Origin of the sequence: Streptomyces sp. G-G2, assembly GCF_030063135.1 — a bacterium.
Lineage (GTDB): Bacteria > Actinomycetota > Actinomycetes > Streptomycetales > Streptomycetaceae > Streptomyces.
On the sequence record NZ_JASISO010000059.1, the window covers coordinates 23,627 to 39,438 of the forward strand.

Below are 15,812 nucleotides of genomic sequence, written 5' to 3' on the forward strand. Positions count from 1 at the left end.
TTGCCCGTGGCGGAGCGGCGTCAGGCGCGCTCCACCCTCCAGCTGGGGGAGGTGCCGCGCCCGTTCGTCCTCATGCCCCGGTGGGGGCCCGGCGCGTCCGGCGGCCCGCGGGGAGCGCGCCGGACACGGGGGAGGAGGTCAGGTGCTCAGGCGGCAGTTCTGACCGTCGTGGCCGTCGGCGCCCTCGTCGTTGAACCAGTAGTCACCTGCGGCGAGGTAACGGAAGGTGTGCGTCCCCTTGGTGGGCAGCGCGACGGTCACCGCCCGAGTGCCGTCGTCGCGCGGCTCCAGTACGTGGGCCCCCGGCTGCCAGCCGTTGAACGTTCCCACGACACTGACAGGTCCCGGCGGGGTGCCCTCGGGCAGCACGAAGGTGACCTCAGTGGCGTTCTTGCGGTGGCGTCGTTCCAGCACGAGAAGTCCTTTCCATCGATGGACGGGGGCCTGCGGGCCGACGGCCATTGTGGCCGCACGGGCCGGTGCGGGGGCGTGGCACGCCGTAGCGCGGGCTCCGTCACCCGTCCGCTTCCACGGGCGCGCACCTCAGGTCGCCATGGGCAGGCCGACCCGGTCCCGGGCCAGGGACGGCCCGGCTTCGGGTCCGAGCCATTCGACGACCAGGACGGTGGCGTCGTCCGCGAGGCGTCCGCCGTGGTGCGCCATGATCGCCCGCATCAGGCGGCGCAGGGTTTCCGGGACGGGCAGTCCGTCGCTGTGGTGGCGGATGAGGAAGTCGACGAACCCTTCGAGTCCGAACTCGCGTCCGTCCGCGTTGCGGGCTTCGGTGATGCCGTCGGTGTAGAGGACGACGCGGTCGCCCGGCTCCAGTTGCTCCCGGCACAGGACGGGTTCCAGACCGAGGTCCGTCCCCATGGGGTGGGCCGGGGGGCACTGCAGGCGGGTCATCCAGCGGCCGCCCCGGATGACGACCGGTGGGTGATGGCCGCGGTTGACCCAGGAGAATCCGCCCGTGACGGTGTCGAGGTCGGCCAGGATCGCCGTCACGTACCGCCGCCGGTGGAATTCGGTGAGGAGGATCTCCTCGATCGCGACGGACGTCTCGATCAGGCCGAGCCCTTGGCGCCGGTTGCTGCGGCAGGCCGCGACCGCCAGGTTGGCGGTGACCCCGGCGGAGGTGTCGTGGCCCATGGCGTCGAAGATGCCCAGGTGGAGGACGTCCCCGGCGCGCGCGTAGTCGAAGGCGTCCCCGCCGATCTCGTAGGCGGGCTCCAGCACGCCGCCGACCACCACCCGCGGGTCGGCGTAGGTGGCGGGTGGCATGAGGTGCCACTGCATCTCCGCGGCCACGTTCATCGGCCGGGTCCGTACGAGACGGGCGTGGGTGTCGCTGGAGCCCCGCTTACTGACCACCAGGAGCGCCACCAGGGCGGCCAGGAGGTCCAGCTCGTCACGGGTGCTCTCATCATCCGCCGCTGTCACGGCCCGCAAGACGCCCAGGCGTTCGGTGCCGTCCAGCAGGGGCACCCACCACAGGACCCCCGGCTGCTCCCGCTCCGTCTGGCGAAACACCCTGCCGAGCTGGAAGGACCGCCCGGCCATCGTCGTGGCCACCGACAGGTCGCCCTGGCCCCCCGCGGCCGCGTCCTCCGCCGTCCTGCCCTCCGCCGCCTTGCCCTCCGCCCAGTGCCCTCCGTCGTCGGGCAGCGGCCGCAGTACGTCCTCCTGGAGATCGGACAGGTAGATCCCGAGGTCGTGGATCCCGGCCTCGGACGCACAGGAACCTACCTGCGCCAGCATGTCCTCCCACGCCATCAGGTGGCTGGCTCTCAGCAAGCCGCCCAGCATCGCGCACACCTGCCGTACGCGTCCCACGCCCGCCGGTGGCGACTCCCCGCCGTCCGTGCCCACGCCGTCGGCGGTCATCACACGTCGCCGACGGGGTACGGGCCGCACCGTGCCCGCCGAGGGTGATGGAACCGTCCGTTCATGAGGTGCTCCCCGTACGGGTTGCGGTCGGGCGGCAACGCCCGCGGGCGCCGCGCCGACGCGCGGCCGGTGCCGCGTGGAGTCACGCTCCGACGCCGCGACAGCACTGCCGGGCATGCCCGGGACCGTCCCGCGTTCCAGCGGGAATTCGACGCCTCGGGAGCGACAGAACCAGGCTGGTCGATCACTACCAGGCTCCCACATCCGGGCCACCACGGACAGCGCCGCCGTGACCGCCCCGCCCTGCCCCGGGCCGGCACCCCGCGTGCGGCATGAGTGCTACGGACGGGGGCAGGCGCGCCACCGCAGGATGCCGACCGAGGAAGGGGCGATGGCGATGACCGCGCAGGACGACGGCGAGCGGGACAGGGAGCACCCTCGTACTCCGCGTCCGGACCGGAAGCGCCTCGGTGCTCCCGTCCCGGACCAGGGCGCGATGGTGGACGAGCACGGGCGTAGGCCCGGAGTGCCCTCCCGCACCGGGGCCGACGGGGCGCCCCCGCCCGACCCCGAGCGGGTCCGTGAAGCGAACGAGCGGGACGACCCGCAGCGGTAAGGTACGGCCCCGGCAGCGAAGGACGGGTGGACGCCCGGGCGGCGCCCTGATCCCGGCTCGGCGCGGCCGCTACACGGTCTCCCGCAGGTTCAGGACGAGGTCGCGCGGGAGGCCGTGGGTGTCGTGGAGGTAGTGGAGGTCCTCTTCGCTCAGCGGGCCCTGGAAGCGGGGGCGGGCCAGTACCTGTCGGCCGCGCTCCAGGAGCCGGCCGAAGCGGCGTTCCTCCTCGATCAGGACCCGGCGTACGACCTCCGGGTCCTCTCCCTGGCAGAAGTGGTCCAGGGTGTGCTCGATGAGTTCGTCCGGGAGGTCGCCCAGGCCGCGCGACGGGTCGTCCCGCCGGAGCACGGTGAGCACCCGGCGTACCAGTCGGCGCAGGACGTAGCCGCGTCCGGTATTGGCCGGGCGGACCCCGTCGCCGATCACCACGACGGCCGAGCGCAGGTGGTCGTAGACCAGCCGCAGCGACAACTCGTCCAGTTGCCACAGCCCCGGCACGAGACGGCGCCACGGGTCGAAGACGTCGCACTCGAAGACCGACCTGCGGCCCTGCAGCAGTGAGGCCAGGCGTTCCAGGCCGAGCCCGGTGTCGATGTTGCGCTGGGGGAGCGGCACGAGCGAGCCGTCGGGGAGCCTTCGGTGGCGCATCATCACGTGGTTCCAGACCTCCACCCAGCGGTCGTCGCCCGTCGGTGTCGACTCCGGTGGGCTGTCGCCCGTCCACAGGAAGATCTCCGAGTCGGGACCGCACGGGCCGGTCGGTCCGTTGGACCACCAGTTGTCTTCGACGGTGAGCTCCACCGGCACCCCGCGCTCCTGCCACAGCCGCAGGGAGTCGGTGTCCGGACCGCTCTGGTCGTCGCCGCCGAAGGCCGTGGCGTGGATCAGCCCCGGATCGACGCCGAACCCCTCGGTGAGCAGCCCGTATCCCCAGTCCAGGCTCGTCGGGCCCCCGTAGTCCCCGAGTGACCAGGAACCGAGCATCTCGAAGACGGTCAGGTGGGTGCTGTCGCCGACCTCTTCCAGGTCCGTGGTGCGCAAACAGCGCTGTACGTTGACCAGCCGCCTGCCGAGGGGGTGCGGGCGCCCCTCCAGGTACGGGGTGAGCGGGTGCATGCCCGAGGTGGTGAACAGCACGGGGTTCCCCGGGGGCGGCAGCAGGGTCGAGCCGGTGATCCGCTGGTGGCCGCGTTCCTCGAAGTACTCGACGAACGTGCGGACGATCTGATCGGTACTCATGTGCGGGTGCGAGTACGGGTGCGGGTGCGGGTTCACGGGGTGGCTCCTTCGCGTGCGGCGGGGAGGCGCCGGAAGCGGGTCCACACAGCTGGGGAACCGGGGCGGGAAAGAACGCCAGGATCCACGGGCGGACCGTTTTCCGGTCGCCGGTGGACGTGGGAGGGAGGACGTCAGGCGGCGGCAACCGGCGAGCTGGTCGCTCGCGCGGTCGCGGTGATGTTCCGGCCCGTGACGTTCATAGCGCCGAGGGTAACGCGTCCGGTGTCCCCGGGGCGCCCCCTTTTTTTCGTCGTACGCCGCGCTCGTGCCCCCCTGGCCGGACGGTCGCCGACACGCTCGGCGGCGGGGCCGACGTACCGGTCCCGCCGCCGTAGGCCGTCCCCGTGACCGCGCTCAGGAGGCCGTGCTCAGAAGGTCCACCGGGTGTGCGTGTACACCCCGTTGTCCCGCCCGAAGCCGTACGCGGTGGCCGGGGCCACCGCGAACAGCGCCGCGTCCCCCGTGCGGAACGCGTCCGAGATGCCGTGGAAGGTGCCCTCGGGCGAGGTGATGTGGGCCCCGTACTTCGTCTCGAACGCCGTGATCACCTCCTCCAGGACCGCCGGATCGGCAAGCGGCTCCGCCGTGCCCTCGACCACCAGGTCGAGCCCTTCGGTGAGCGAGTTCCCCCCGGTGGTCAGCGCGCAGTGACCGTCGTGGGCGAGGTTCTTGGCCTTCTGCTCACCCGGACCGGTCGAGAAGTACAGCGCGCCGTCGTGCCAGGCGGCGATGACGGGAGTGACGTGGAGTCGGCCGTCCGCCCGCACCGTGGAGACCCAGAAGATCTCGGCGGTCTCCAACTGCCGCTGCGCCCGGGCCCACTCGGTGGCGGTGACGTCCTCGGCGCCGGGGCGGGGGTTGAGCGCGGAGCTGTAACGGGCGTCGAGCTCGGTCGTGGGTTGTTCGGCGGGTCCCTGTGCGGTGTTTCGGGCTTGCACGGCGGATCTCCTTCTGTTCCCGGTCACGAGCGGCCGCCCGCGCGGAATGGGTGGTGTGGTCTGGTCTGGTCTGGTGTGGGGTCGGCGACGGTCCAGGTCTGGGCGGCGAGGGCGGCCCGCGGGGGGTGGCCGGCTCCCTTCGATTCGACCGCGGACACCGATGATCGGCAGCCGCCCGGCTCCGCCCGCCGCCGTACCGCCCCCGGCCGCGGTGTCTCACCCGCATGGCAGCGCGCGGGGCAGACCATGCGGTGGCGTGCGCCCCGGACGACCCGGTCCGGGCACCGCATCGCGCGGACCACGGGAGCCGGGAGGAGGGGGGCCGGAGAGCGGGAATGCGGGAGAGCGGGAGGGCGGGAACGGAGGAGCCGCGGTCCCGGGGGAGATGGGTGATCATGACGCGCTCCGGGTAGCCGCCGCACATGATCACTCTTGGGGTTGAGGAAGAGTACTTGCTGGTGGACCCCCACACCTGGCTTCCGGTACCGGTGGCGGAGGAGGTCGGCGCGGCCGCGGGTCTCGGGGCCGTGGCCGAGGAGGGCGAGGTGCAGCGCGAGCTGCTGCAGGTCCAGATCGAGGTCGCCACTCCCGTCTGCACGGAACTCGACGAGGTAGGAGGACACCTGCTGCGGCTGCGGCACGCGGTCGCCTCGGCCGCGGAGGCCGGCGGCTGCCGGGTCGCCGCCTCGGCCACCGCGCCGCTGAAGGGCTCCGTACCGGTTCCCATCACTCCGGGGTCCAGGTACCAGAAGATGCGGCATGACGCCGGGCGGCTGGTCGACGAACATCTGATCAACGGCATGCACGTGCACGTGGGCGTGCCGGACAAGGACACCGGGGTGGCGGTGCTCAACCGGATCCGGCTCTGGCTGCCGACCGTCCTGGCGATGTCGGCGAACTCTCCCCTGTGGGAGGGGCGGGACACGGGGTTCGCCAGCTGGCGGACCATCGTGTTCGGGCGCTGGCCGGTGACCGGCCCCCCGCCGCACTTCCACGGGTACGCCGACTACGAGCAGCGGGTGGATGACCTGCTGGCCAGCGGAGTGATCGCGGACCGGGGGCAGTTGTACTGGCAGGCACGTCTCTCGGACCGTTTCCCCACCATCGAAGTGCGCTGCGCCGACGTCCAGCTGGCGGCCGATGACGCGGTCATGCTCGCGGGGGTCATCCGGGCGCTCGTGGCCACCGCCATCACCGAGGAGAAGGGGGGAATCGCCGTACCCACGTGCTCCCCCGAACTCCTGCGGGCCGCGGACTGGCACGCGGCCCGCCACGGAACGAGCGGCTCGCTGGTGGACCCCGAGGGGCGTCGGCGCAGCGCCGGTGACGTGCTGTGCATGCTGATGGCGCACATCCTGCCCGCGCTGGAGGAGAGCGGGGACGCCCGCGAGATCACCGCACTCGTCCACCGCCTCCTGCGGCGCGGCACCCCCGCGGACCGTCAGCGCCGCGCCCTGGCCGAGGGGGGCATGGGCGGTTTGGGCGCCCTGATCACGGCGGAGGGCACGCGCTGAGCGCCCGACGGGTGCCGTGGCCCTCGATCAGGCCGTCCCGGTGATGCCCTGCTAGCCGGTGCCGGTGCCGGTGCCGGCTAGTCGGGGTCGGTGTCGGACTCGGCCTCGGCGCCGGGGTCGTCCTGCCGGTGGCCGCGCGCCCCGTCGCTTCGGCGGGCGGACTCCTCCGCGCCGGGTTGCCCCGCCTTCCGCGTCCGCCGGGTGGTGTCGTGTGCGTGCTCGACCTGTGCGTGCTCGTCGCGCACCTGCTCCTCGCGTCCAATCCCCGGCCGCTGGGCCTTGTCCCGCATGTCACCCATGACGTACCTCCTCGCTAGTGCCGTGCGTAGGCGTCTGACCGGGATCGCGCCGGGGAAACGGGAAACCGGAGCGGGCGGCGCCGGCCCGCGTGCATGGGGCGCACCCGGCCGGGCAGGCGCACGGGAACAGGAACCACGGGCCACGGCCCCGCGCGAAGGATGTGAATCAGGTGCGCATCGCCTTTCTGACGGCGACCGAAGGCGTCGAGGAGATCGAACTCACCGACCCCTGGAAGGCCGCCCTCAACGCCGGTTGGAACCCGCAACTGGTCTCGACCGAGGCCGGGCAGGTACGCGCTTACAACCACCTGGACAAGGCCGGAAGCTACACGGTGGACCACGTACTCGCCGGGGACACGGCCGACGCCTTCGACGCGCTCGTGCTGCCCGGAGGCGTCGCCAATCCGGACGCCCTGCGCACCAACGAGCGCGCCGTCGGGTTCATCCGCAGCTTCTTCGAGCAGGGGAAGCCGGTGGCCGCGATCTGCCACGCCCCCTGGACGCTCGTGGAGGCCGGAGTCCTTCCCGGGCGGACGCTCACCTCGTGGCCGAGCCTCGCGACCGACATCCGCAACGCGGGCGGCACGTGGGTGGACGAGGAGGTCCAGGTCTGCCACGGGGGCCCCACCACGCTGATCACCAGCCGCAAGCCGGACGACCTGGAGGCGTTCTGCACGGCGTTCGTCGCGGAGTTCGCCGCCTGAGCGCCCGCCGCTCAGGTGCCGACGTACCCGATCAGCCGGGCGGCCAGTTCGGCCGGGTGCGACAGCGCGGCCAGATGTCCGCCGGGCACCTCGTCCGTGTCGATGCCGAGGCGGTCGAGGGCCACCCGGCGCTGGAACTCCAGGGGGAAGAACCGGTCGCCCGCTGCGGCGATCACGCGGGTGGTCACCCGCGGCCAGCGGTCGATCGCGCAGGGCTGCCCGAAGGCGATGTCGGCTTCGGGCCGCTCGTGGGCGGAACTCGCGGCGGCGACCTCGGGGGGCACGTCGTGCAGGAAGTAGGTGTCCAGGTCGAATTCCGTGGGGTACCCGCCCGCCCTGGCGGCGGCTTCGCGGGCCGCCTCCGACCCGGTGTTGCCCCACCACTGTCCCGGGGTCTCGCCCGGCAGCGGCACCATCGCGTTGACCAGGACCAACAGATGCACGGGCGTACGCGTACAGACCATCGGCGCGGTGAAGCCGCCCATGGACTGGGCCACCACGACGACGTCCTCACGCCCGCCGATGGCCGCGACGACTGCGTCCGCGTACTCGGGCAGCCCGGCCGAACCGTCGGCGCCTGGAAGATCGACCGCGACCGCCTCGTGCCCCGCGGCCCGTACGGCGGACACCACGGGGTGCCAATACCAGGCCGCGCCTCCGGCCCCGGGGATCAGGACGAACACGCTCATGTCACACGCTCCTCACGCGGCGGCGGTGTGCTCCACCGCAGGGGTGACTGCCGGGCCTGGCGAAAGTCATCGGTCCGCCCGGTCCGGGGGCCTCTCCACCGTGGCTGACGCCGTCGACCAAGGCCCGTCAGGGGTGGTCGTGCGTAAAGAACTACGCGAAAATCATCTCGTGTGTTGTCTTGCGTGAAGATGACGTCGCATGATGGAGGAATGGATAAGAGTTCCGAACGTCGGCCCACGTGGACGTTCCTCACCAATCACGCGCGCGTGTTCCTGGCGATCTCACGCGATTCCGGCGTCCGGCTCCGTGATGTGGCGCTCGCGTGCGGTCTCACGGAGCGGACCGTTCAGGCCATCGTCGCGGACCTCGAAGCGGACGGGTACCTGACCCGCTCGCGCGACGGACGGCGCAACCGCTACGAGATCGCGCAAGGCGCCATGTTCCGCCACCCCGCCGAGGCCGGACATCAGGTCGCCGGGCTGCTTCAGCTGCTCGCGGACGACGACTCCGTCCAGCAGACCCGCTGATCCGCAGACCCGCAGACCCGCTGATCCGCTGATCCGCTGATCCGCAGCCCCGTGATCCGCTGATCCGAAGAATCCCGGCCCGGCGGTGAGCGAGGGGGTGTACGGCGCCCGACCCGGGGCAGGCGGGAGCCGATCGCCACGCCTCCCGAAAGGAACCACCTCATGCTGATGGCCCATCCGGCAGTGCTGTCCGGTCTCGTCGAGCGTTACTGGGCCCTGTCGGTCCTGGACGCGGGCGAGGGGACCTCCGAGGTGCGACGCCAGATGGAGGACGTCGTGTACACACTGTGCGTGGCGACGGGCACCTCGAACGTGGATGCCGCGCTGGCCGCCGCCCGCCACCGGCTGCCCGGCGCCGGGACCTTCGACGACTCGGTGCTCACACCCGCAGCCGAAGCGGTCCCGCAGCCCCAGCCCTAGCGTCCCCGCCGGTCCGCGCCCGCAGCCCCCGCCGTCCTCACACCGTCGCGAGGGCGGCGGGGTCGTCGATGAGGGCCCGGCGCTCCTCCTGCGTCAGGCCGCCCCACATGCCGTGGGGTTCCCGTACGTCCAGCGCGTGCCGTAGGCACGCGACCTGCACGGGGCACAGCGCGCAGACGTCCTTGGCCGCCCGTTCGCACGCGGCGCGGTCCTCGCCCCGCGCGCCCGACGCGCGGAAGAACCGGTCCGGCCCCGGTCTCCCGCACGCCACGCCGTCCCGCCCCATCCAGTGCTTCCGGGCTCCGCCGGGCAGCCGTGGCGCCTGGGTCATGTGTACTCCTCACGAGATCCGGGACATTCACCACCCGTGTGGCCACAACACCCGGTCTGAAACCTGCGCCGCCGGGCCGCGGGCCGGGCACCCGGCACGTCGTGCGAACCTTCGCCGTCCGGCGCGCTGTACAGGTACCTCATGGGCAACTCCCTGATGCGTCAGGGGGCTTCACCCGCCCAGACATCGCCAGGGCGCCGGCCCCGCCCGCCGTCCGCACGGGGCACCCCGCTCGTGCCCCGAGCGCGCCCGGCGAAAACTGGGAAAGAGGCCGGTGGGAGGTGTCACGGGGCCTGTCGGCGGGCAGCCGCCCCACATGACGCTAGAGCACCCCGCGCAGAAGCATGAGGAAGGTAAAGTCGGCCGGTTCGAGAGGTTCGCGGAACTCGCCTCCAACTTCACCAGTTCCGCCGTCTTCTTCGTCCTGTGCGTCGTCCTGGTGGCCAATGTCATCGTGGTCCACGGCGCGGCCCTGTCCGCGAGCTGGCAGCACCTCGCGGGCGACGCGGTGTCCGCCGTGGCACTCCTGCTGCTGGCCCTGCTCAAGAACTCGGAACGCCGGGCCGAGCACGCCACCCAGCGCAAGCTCGACGCCATCGCCGCCGCGCTCCTGCGGTCCGACGACGGCGGCTACGCCCGGGCCTTCGCCCACGAGGTCCGCCGCTTCTACCCCTTCGCCCCCTTCGTGGGGGGCCGCGCCGCCCACGACCTGAGCGTGCGGGGCACCCGCGGCCCCCGGGGCGCGATGGTTCTGCTCGACCTCTACGGGTACCACCACGACCCCGAACTCTGGGCGCGTCCCTACGACTTCGACCCCGCGCGCTTCCTGGGCCGCGAGCCCTCGGGCAACGACCTCGTCCCGCAGGGCGGCGGCGCAGGACCTCCAGCAGACGGCGCCCCACCTGGCGGTCGGGTGCGTCGAGCCTCTGCGCGGAGCGCACGTGGTTGCCCGCCCGCACGGTGAAGTCCACGATCTTGCCGGTCCCGGTCCCGGTCCCGCCCGTCCCCTCACCCGGCCCGTCCTCGCGCACCGGAGCGAGCAGGGCGGCCGAGACGGGGATCGCGGGCAGCGTCGCGCACAGGCACGCCCACGGGTCGTGGCCCGCGCCGCCGTCCCCGCAGGCGTGTGGAGGACCGTCGCCCCCACCGCACGGGCAGCCCCGGGGCGCGGGCTCCGACACGGGTCGCGGGGGCTCCACGACGTCCCGGCGTACCCGCGCCCCGCGGCGCGCGGCGACCCGCAGGACGGTCACCTCACGGGCGATGAGCCGCTTGAGCGTCTCGGGGTCCTGCGGGATCAACGGGCTCATCGGACGATCACCGGCTCGGGACGGGCGCGGGGGGCGGCAGCCGCGCACTGGGCAGCGGCCGGGTCCCGCACGCGGACGGTCAGGGGCTGTACGGCGAGGGCCGTACAGGGGGCGGGACGGGCCGGGTGTCCGGCCGCGCGACGTCGGCCACCGGCCGCCGCGGGCACGGTCAGCCGAGCGTACCGGCCGGACGGAGCTCGCGCAGGGCGGGGAGCAGCTCGGCCCGGGCCCACTCCAGGAAGGGCTCCTGGTGCCGACCGCCGACCTGGATGAGGGCGACCTCCGTGAAGCCCGCGTCGACGTACGGACGAACGGCCTCCACGAACTCCTCGACCTCGTTCCCGCAAGGGATGGACTCGGCCACGTCCTCCGGGCGGACGTGCTGCGTGGCCTCGTCGAAGGCTGCCGGGCCGGGCAGCTCCGCGTTGACCTTCCAGCCGCCGGTCGACCAGCGGAACTGCTCGTGGGCGCGCTTGACGGCCGTGTCCCGGTCGGTGTCGTAGCAGACCGGGAGCTGGCCGACCCTGGGCTTTCCGGAGCCCCCGGCGCGGTCGAAGGCGGCCAGCAGCTCGCCCTCGGGCTCGGTGGCGATCACCAGGTCGGCGTGTCGGCCCGCCAGCTCGCAGGAGCGCTCGCCGGAGACGGCGATCCCGATGGGCGGCGGATCCTCGGGAAGGTCCCACAGCCGGGCGTTCTCCACGTCGAAGTACGTACCGTGCCGATTCACGGATTCCCCCGCGAACAGTGCGCGGATGATCTCCACCGCTTCGTCGAGCATGTCGAGCCGGACGTGCGCGGCGGGCCACCCCGGCCCGACGACGTGCTCGTTGAGGTTCTCGCCGGACCCCAGCCCGAGCCGGAAGCGCCCACCGGAGAGCAGCTGGAGCGTCGCGGCCTTCTGGGCCACCACCGCCGGGTGGTAGCGCATCGTCGGGCAGGTCACGTATGTCATCAACGGGATCGTCGAGGTGGCCTGCGCCGCCGCCCCCAGGACGCTCCAGGCGTAGGGGGAGTGGCCCTGCTCCTTCAGCCAGGGGAAGTAGTGGTCGGAGGTGACGGAGAAATCGAAACCCGCCCGCTCCGCCCCCACCACGTGGTCCACCAGCTCACGGGGACCGGCCTGCTCGGTCATCATCGTGTATCCGATTTGCACCATGCGCCGCGCCTTACCTGTCTCGCGCCCCTGAAACGTGCCGCCTCCGGGCCCGGGCGCCACCGGGGGTGTGTGGGACGGGCCGTGCTGGGCAGGCGAGGTCACAAGTCACCAGTTACCGGACACAGAGGGAGCGCGTCGTGACCCACGGAACCGCACTGCCCCACGAAGCCGCCCCCGGGCCCCCCACGGGACCCCCGCGGCCGGAGGCGGACACCGGCCCCACCGCCTCCCGGGTGGCCCTGCGCGTCAACGGAACCCCGCACGTCCTCGTGCTGGACCACCGGGTGACCCTCCTCGACGCCCTGCGCGAGGGGCTGGGCCTGACCGGCTCGAAGAAGGGCTGCGACCACGGCCAGTGCGGCGCCTGCACCGTCCTGGTCGAGGGGCGGCGGGCCAACGGCTGCCTGCTCCTGGCGGTCTCCCTCGACGGCCGCGAGATCACGACCGTCGAAGGGCTCGCCGCAACCACCGGGCAGCCGGACGGCGGGGAGGACGCGGACCTGCACCCGCTCCAGCGCGCCTTCCTCGAACACGACGCCTTCCAGTGCGGCTACTGCACCCCCGGTCAGCTCTGCTCCGCCGTCGGCGTCCTGCGCGAAGCCGCCGAGGGCCACCCCTCGCACGTCACCGCGCCCGAGGCGCTCGGCGCGGACGGACCCGCCACCCTGACCGCCGACGAGATCCGGGAGCGGCTGAGCGGCAACCTCTGCCGCTGCGGCGCCTACCCGGGGATCGTCGCCGCCGTCGAGTCCGTCGCCGGGGCCGCCCGTGAGGGCGTGACCCCGTGAAGCCCTTCAGCTACGTACGCCCCACCAGCCTGCGGGAGGCGGCGGCCGCGCTCGCCGGCCATCCCGGAGCCCGCTACCTCGCGGGCGGCACCAACCTCGTGGACCTCATGAAGCACGGCGTCGAGAGCCCCGGCACCCTCGTCGACCTCTCGCGGCTGCCGCTGGACGAGATCGAGCGGCTGCCCGACGACGCCGGTCTGCGCATCGGATCCATGGCCCGCAACACCGACGTCGCCGCGCACCCACTGGTACGAGCCCACTACCCGGTGCTCGCCCAGGCGCTCCTCGCCGGAGCCTCCGGACAACTGCGCAACATCGCCACCACCGGCGGCAACCTCCTCCAGCGCACCCGGTGCCCGTACTTCCAGGACCTGTCCAAACCCTGCAACAAACGCGAACCCGGCACCGGCTGCGGCGCACGGGACGGTGTCCACCGTGACCACGCGGTGCTCGGGCACTCCCCGCACTGCATCGCCACCCACCCCTCCGACATGGCCGTGGCGCTCGCCGCCCTCGACGCCGACATCGAGCTGTACGACGGCGACGGCACCCGGACGGTCCCCGTCACCGCGTTCTACCGGCTGCCCGGCGACCACCCCGAGCGGGACACCGTCATCCGCCCGACGGAGATCATCACCGCGGTGCTGCTCCCCGCGGCCGTCCCCGGCGCCGTCTCCCTGTACCGCAAGGCCCGCGACCGCGCGTCGTACGCCTTCGCCCTGGCTTCGGTTGCCGTCGTCCTCGACCTCGACGGCGGCCTCGTCCGCACGGCGGCCCTCGCGTTCGGCGGCCTCGCCCACCGGCCCTGGCGGGCCTCCACCGCCGAGGAGCGGCTGACCGGCGCCGCCCCCACCCCGGACGCCGTCCGGGAAGCCGTCGAAGCGGAACTGGCCGCCGCGCGGCCCCTGCGCGACAACGCCTTCAAGGTCGGGCTCGCCGGGGACCTCGCCCGCGACGCCCTGGCCACCCTCGTCCGCTCCTGCGAAGGGAGGCGGTGATGCGTCCGCACACCGCACTCGGTACGCCCACCGGCCGCGCCGAGGGCCGGGACAAGGTGACGGGCGCAGCCCGCTACGCCCTCGACCGCCGCCCGCCGGGCTGCGCCTACGCCTGGCCCGTCCCCGCGACCATCGCCCGCGGACGGGTCACCGCCGTCGACACGAGCGCCGCCCTGCGCGCACCCGGCGTCCGCGCCGTCCTCACCCCGTACGACGCACCCCGGCTGGGGTCCTCGGACGACCCCACGCTCCAGCTGCTCCAGGACCTCCGCGTCCCGCACCGGGGCTGGTACGTCGCCCTGGCCGTCGCCGACACCCTGGAGGGCGCCCGGGCCGCCGCGGCCGACGTACGGGTCTCCTACGCGGCCGAACCGCACGATGTCCAGGTCACCGCCGACCACCCCGACGCGTACACGCCCGACCAGGCCAACGGCGGACACCCCGCCCACCGCGAACAGGGTGACCCGGACGCCGTGTTCGCCGCCGCCGACCTGCGGGTGGACACCGTCTACAGCGTCCCCCCGCTGCACAACCACCCCATGGAACCGCACGCCGCCACCGCCGAATGGGACGCCGGGCGCGGCCATTTGACCGTGTACGACTCAAGTCAGGGCTCCGGCCCCGTCCGGGCGGCGCTGGCCGGGCTGTTCGACCTGCCCGAGGACCACATCACGGTCGTCTCCGAGCACGTGGGCGGCGGCTTCGGCTCCAAGGGCACCACGCGCCCGCACGTGGTGCTGGCCGCCATGGCCGCGCGCCACACCGGCCGCCCGGTGAAACTGGCCCTGCCGAGGGCGGACCTACCGGCCACCGTGGGGCACCGCGCTCCCACCCTGCACCGGCTACGGCTGAGCGCCCGCCCCGACGGAACCCTCACCTCGCTGAGCCACGAGGTGACCACGCACACCTCCCGGGTCCGGGAGTTCGTGGAGCAGGCCGCCGTACCGGCCCGCGTGATGTACGCCGTGCCGGACGTCCGCACCACCCACCGCGTCGTCGAGCTGGACGTCCCCACCCCCTCCTGGATGCGGGCGCCGGGCGAGGCCCCCGGCATGTACGCGCTGGAATCGACGATGGACGAACTCGCCGGGACGCTGGGGATCGACCCCATCGAGCTGCGCCTACGCAACGAACCCGCGAGCGAACCCGACAGCGGCCGTCCCTTCAGCAGCCGCCACCTCGTGGAATGCCTGCGGGAGGGCGCCGACCGGTTCGGCTGGGCGGAGCACCGCACCCCGCGCCGCGAGGGTCCCCTCCTGCGCGGAACCGGGGTCGCGGCAGCGACCTACCCCGTGCTCATCTCCCCGTCCACGGCCCGGGCCCGCGCCCACCCCGACGGCACCTACACCGTCGAGGTCAACGCCACCGACATCGGGACCGGCGCCCGGACCGTGCTGGCCCAGGTGGCCGCCGACGCGCTCGGGGTCCCGCTCGCGTCCGTGACGGCGCTGGTCGGACACACCGGCCTGCCCGCGGCCTCCCTCGCCGGAGGGTCCTCGGGCACGGCCTCCTGGGGCTGGGCCGTCCACGACGCCTGCGACGCCCTCGCCGCCCGGCTGGCCCGCCACCACGGTCCGCTGCCGCCAGGGGGCCTCTCCGCCTCGGCGGACACCACCCGGTCGGCGCAGCAGAAATCGCCGTACGCACGCCACGCCTTCGGCGCGCACTTCGCCGACGTACAGGTCGACACCGTCACGGGCGAGGTCCGCGTACGACGGCTGCTCGGCGTCTACGCGGCGGGCCGCATCCTCAACCCGACCACGGCCCGCTCGCAGTTCAGGGGCGGCATGGTCATGGGCCTCGGCATGGCCCTCACCGAACACAGCACCCTCGATCCGGCCTTCGGCGACTTCGCGGAGCGCGACCTGGCGGGCTACCACATTCCGGTGAACGCGGACGTCCCCGCCATCGAGGCGCACTGGATCGAGGAGCACGACAAGCACCTCAACCCGATGGGGAGCAAGGGCATCGGAGAGATCGGCATCGTCGGCACGGCGGCGGCGATCGGCAACGCCGTCAGCCACGCCACGGGACGCCGACTGCGCGAACTGCCCCTGACCCCGGACCGGGTCCGGGCGGCCTGCCGCTGACACCGCCGCGTGGCGGCGCCGGCTGGGGGACGGGCTCTCAGGATTGCGCCGGGTCGTCCCGGAACTCCGCGCACCCGGACGCCGACGTCGCGTCCGACGGGTTGGTTGCGGCCCGGCCGGCCGGGGCAGGCGCGAAGGGCAAGGCACTGGAACGGCAGAAGGGCGAGGTGGACGCGATGAAGCGCGACCCGCAACCGCAAGGAGAACCGCAGGAGCCCCCACCGGAGGGCCCGGAACCCGTACCGGCCGCTACGGACCCGGTCCCC

At 73.3% G+C, this 15,812-nt stretch carries 17 protein-coding genes; 9 read left to right on the forward strand and 8 right to left on the reverse strand.

What is annotated here, in order from left to right; translation table 11 throughout:
- Positions 1–138: 138 nt before the first annotated feature.
- Both QMF80_RS33270 and QMF80_RS33275 read right to left on the reverse strand, forming a co-directional pair.
- Positions 139–414, reverse strand: a complete 276-nt coding sequence (locus tag QMF80_RS33270; protein ID WP_283460234.1) for an isoamylase early set domain-containing protein — start codon at positions 412–414, stop codon at positions 139–141.
- Positions 415–543: 129 nt separating this feature from the next.
- Entirely contained in the window at positions 544–1,806 is a 1,263-nt protein-coding gene (locus QMF80_RS33275) for a PP2C family protein-serine/threonine phosphatase (protein ID WP_283460262.1), read from the reverse strand.
- 472 nt (positions 1,807–2,278) lie between these two features.
- Between QMF80_RS33275 and QMF80_RS33280 the strand changes: the two genes are divergently transcribed.
- Entirely contained in the window at positions 2,279–2,503 is a 225-nt protein-coding gene (locus QMF80_RS33280) for a hypothetical protein (protein ID WP_283460236.1), read from the forward strand.
- Between the two features lie 69 nt (positions 2,504–2,572).
- On the opposite strand, the gene QMF80_RS33285 is transcribed toward QMF80_RS33280, so the two are convergent.
- Positions 2,573–3,742: an alanine--tRNA ligase-related protein gene (locus QMF80_RS33285; RefSeq protein ID WP_283460264.1), complete on the reverse strand. Its 1,170-nt coding sequence runs from the start codon at positions 3,740–3,742 to the stop codon at positions 2,573–2,575.
- 407 nt (positions 3,743–4,149) lie between these two features.
- Positions 4,150–4,719: a pyridoxamine 5'-phosphate oxidase family protein gene (locus tag QMF80_RS33290; protein WP_283460237.1), complete on the reverse strand. Its 570-nt coding sequence runs from the start codon at positions 4,717–4,719 to the stop codon at positions 4,150–4,152.
- A gap of 422 nt (positions 4,720–5,141) precedes the next feature.
- Here QMF80_RS33290 and QMF80_RS33295 point away from each other — a divergent pair, with 422 nt between their 5' ends.
- Complete coding sequence (locus tag QMF80_RS33295; RefSeq protein WP_283460239.1) at positions 5,142–6,233, forward strand: carboxylate-amine ligase; 1,092 nt, start codon at positions 5,142–5,144, stop codon at positions 6,231–6,233.
- Between the two features lie 77 nt (positions 6,234–6,310).
- Here the strand turns inward: QMF80_RS33295 and QMF80_RS33300 are convergent, their stop codons facing one another.
- Positions 6,311–6,532, reverse strand: coding sequence for a hypothetical protein (locus tag QMF80_RS33300; RefSeq protein ID WP_283460241.1), 222 nt, complete (start codon positions 6,530–6,532; stop codon positions 6,311–6,313).
- 170 nt (positions 6,533–6,702) lie between these two features.
- Here QMF80_RS33300 and QMF80_RS33305 point away from each other — a divergent pair, with 170 nt between their 5' ends.
- Positions 6,703–7,236 (forward strand): type 1 glutamine amidotransferase domain-containing protein, encoded by a 534-nt coding sequence (locus tag QMF80_RS33305; protein WP_283460243.1) that lies wholly within the window; start codon positions 6,703–6,705, stop codon positions 7,234–7,236.
- Between the two features lie 11 nt (positions 7,237–7,247).
- On the opposite strand, the gene QMF80_RS33310 is transcribed toward QMF80_RS33305, so the two are convergent.
- Positions 7,248–7,925: an alpha/beta fold hydrolase gene (locus QMF80_RS33310; protein WP_283460245.1), complete on the reverse strand. Its 678-nt coding sequence runs from the start codon at positions 7,923–7,925 to the stop codon at positions 7,248–7,250.
- A gap of 210 nt (positions 7,926–8,135) precedes the next feature.
- Here QMF80_RS33310 and QMF80_RS33315 point away from each other — a divergent pair, with 210 nt between their 5' ends.
- Entirely contained in the window at positions 8,136–8,453 is a 318-nt protein-coding gene (locus QMF80_RS33315) for a helix-turn-helix transcriptional regulator (RefSeq protein ID WP_283460246.1), read from the forward strand.
- A 162-nt stretch (positions 8,454–8,615) separates the two neighbouring features.
- Positions 8,616–8,873, forward strand: coding sequence for a DUF5133 domain-containing protein (locus tag QMF80_RS33320; RefSeq protein ID WP_283460248.1), 258 nt, complete (start codon positions 8,616–8,618; stop codon positions 8,871–8,873).
- Between the two features lie 37 nt (positions 8,874–8,910).
- Here QMF80_RS33320 and QMF80_RS33325 read toward each other — a convergent pair whose 3' ends face one another.
- Positions 8,911–9,204, reverse strand: a complete 294-nt coding sequence (locus QMF80_RS33325; protein WP_283460250.1) for a WhiB family transcriptional regulator — start codon at positions 9,202–9,204, stop codon at positions 8,911–8,913.
- A 316-nt stretch (positions 9,205–9,520) separates the two neighbouring features.
- On the opposite strand from QMF80_RS33325, the gene QMF80_RS33330 reads away from it, so the two are divergent.
- Positions 9,521–10,168: a cytochrome P450 gene (locus QMF80_RS33330; RefSeq protein ID WP_283460252.1), complete on the forward strand. Its 648-nt coding sequence runs from the start codon at positions 9,521–9,523 to the stop codon at positions 10,166–10,168.
- A gap of 515 nt (positions 10,169–10,683) precedes the next feature.
- On the opposite strand, the gene QMF80_RS33335 is transcribed toward QMF80_RS33330, so the two are convergent.
- On the reverse strand, positions 10,684–11,670 hold the full coding sequence (locus QMF80_RS33335) for an LLM class F420-dependent oxidoreductase (protein ID WP_283460254.1): 987 nt from the start codon (positions 11,668–11,670) through the stop codon (positions 10,684–10,686).
- A 137-nt stretch (positions 11,671–11,807) separates the two neighbouring features.
- On the opposite strand from QMF80_RS33335, the gene QMF80_RS33340 reads away from it, so the two are divergent.
- The 3 genes from QMF80_RS33340 to QMF80_RS33350 are packed head-to-tail and all read left to right on the forward strand — an operon-like array spanning position 11,808 to position 15,546.
- Positions 11,808–12,458 carry a 2Fe-2S iron-sulfur cluster-binding protein gene (locus QMF80_RS33340; protein ID WP_502962975.1) on the forward strand — a complete coding sequence of 217 codons (651 nt, stop codon included), beginning with the start codon at positions 11,808–11,810 and terminating at the stop codon, positions 12,456–12,458.
- Positions 12,455–13,456 (forward strand): FAD binding domain-containing protein, encoded by a 1,002-nt coding sequence (locus tag QMF80_RS33345; RefSeq protein WP_283460256.1) that lies wholly within the window; start codon positions 12,455–12,457, stop codon positions 13,454–13,456. Before QMF80_RS33340 ends, QMF80_RS33345 begins: the two co-directional genes overlap by 4 nt.
- Positions 13,456–15,546: a xanthine dehydrogenase family protein molybdopterin-binding subunit gene (locus QMF80_RS33350; protein ID WP_283460257.1), complete on the forward strand. Its 2,091-nt coding sequence runs from the start codon at positions 13,456–13,458 to the stop codon at positions 15,544–15,546. The genes QMF80_RS33345 and QMF80_RS33350 overlap by 1 nt, the downstream gene beginning before the upstream one ends.
- The last annotated feature ends 266 nt before the right edge of the window (positions 15,547–15,812 follow it).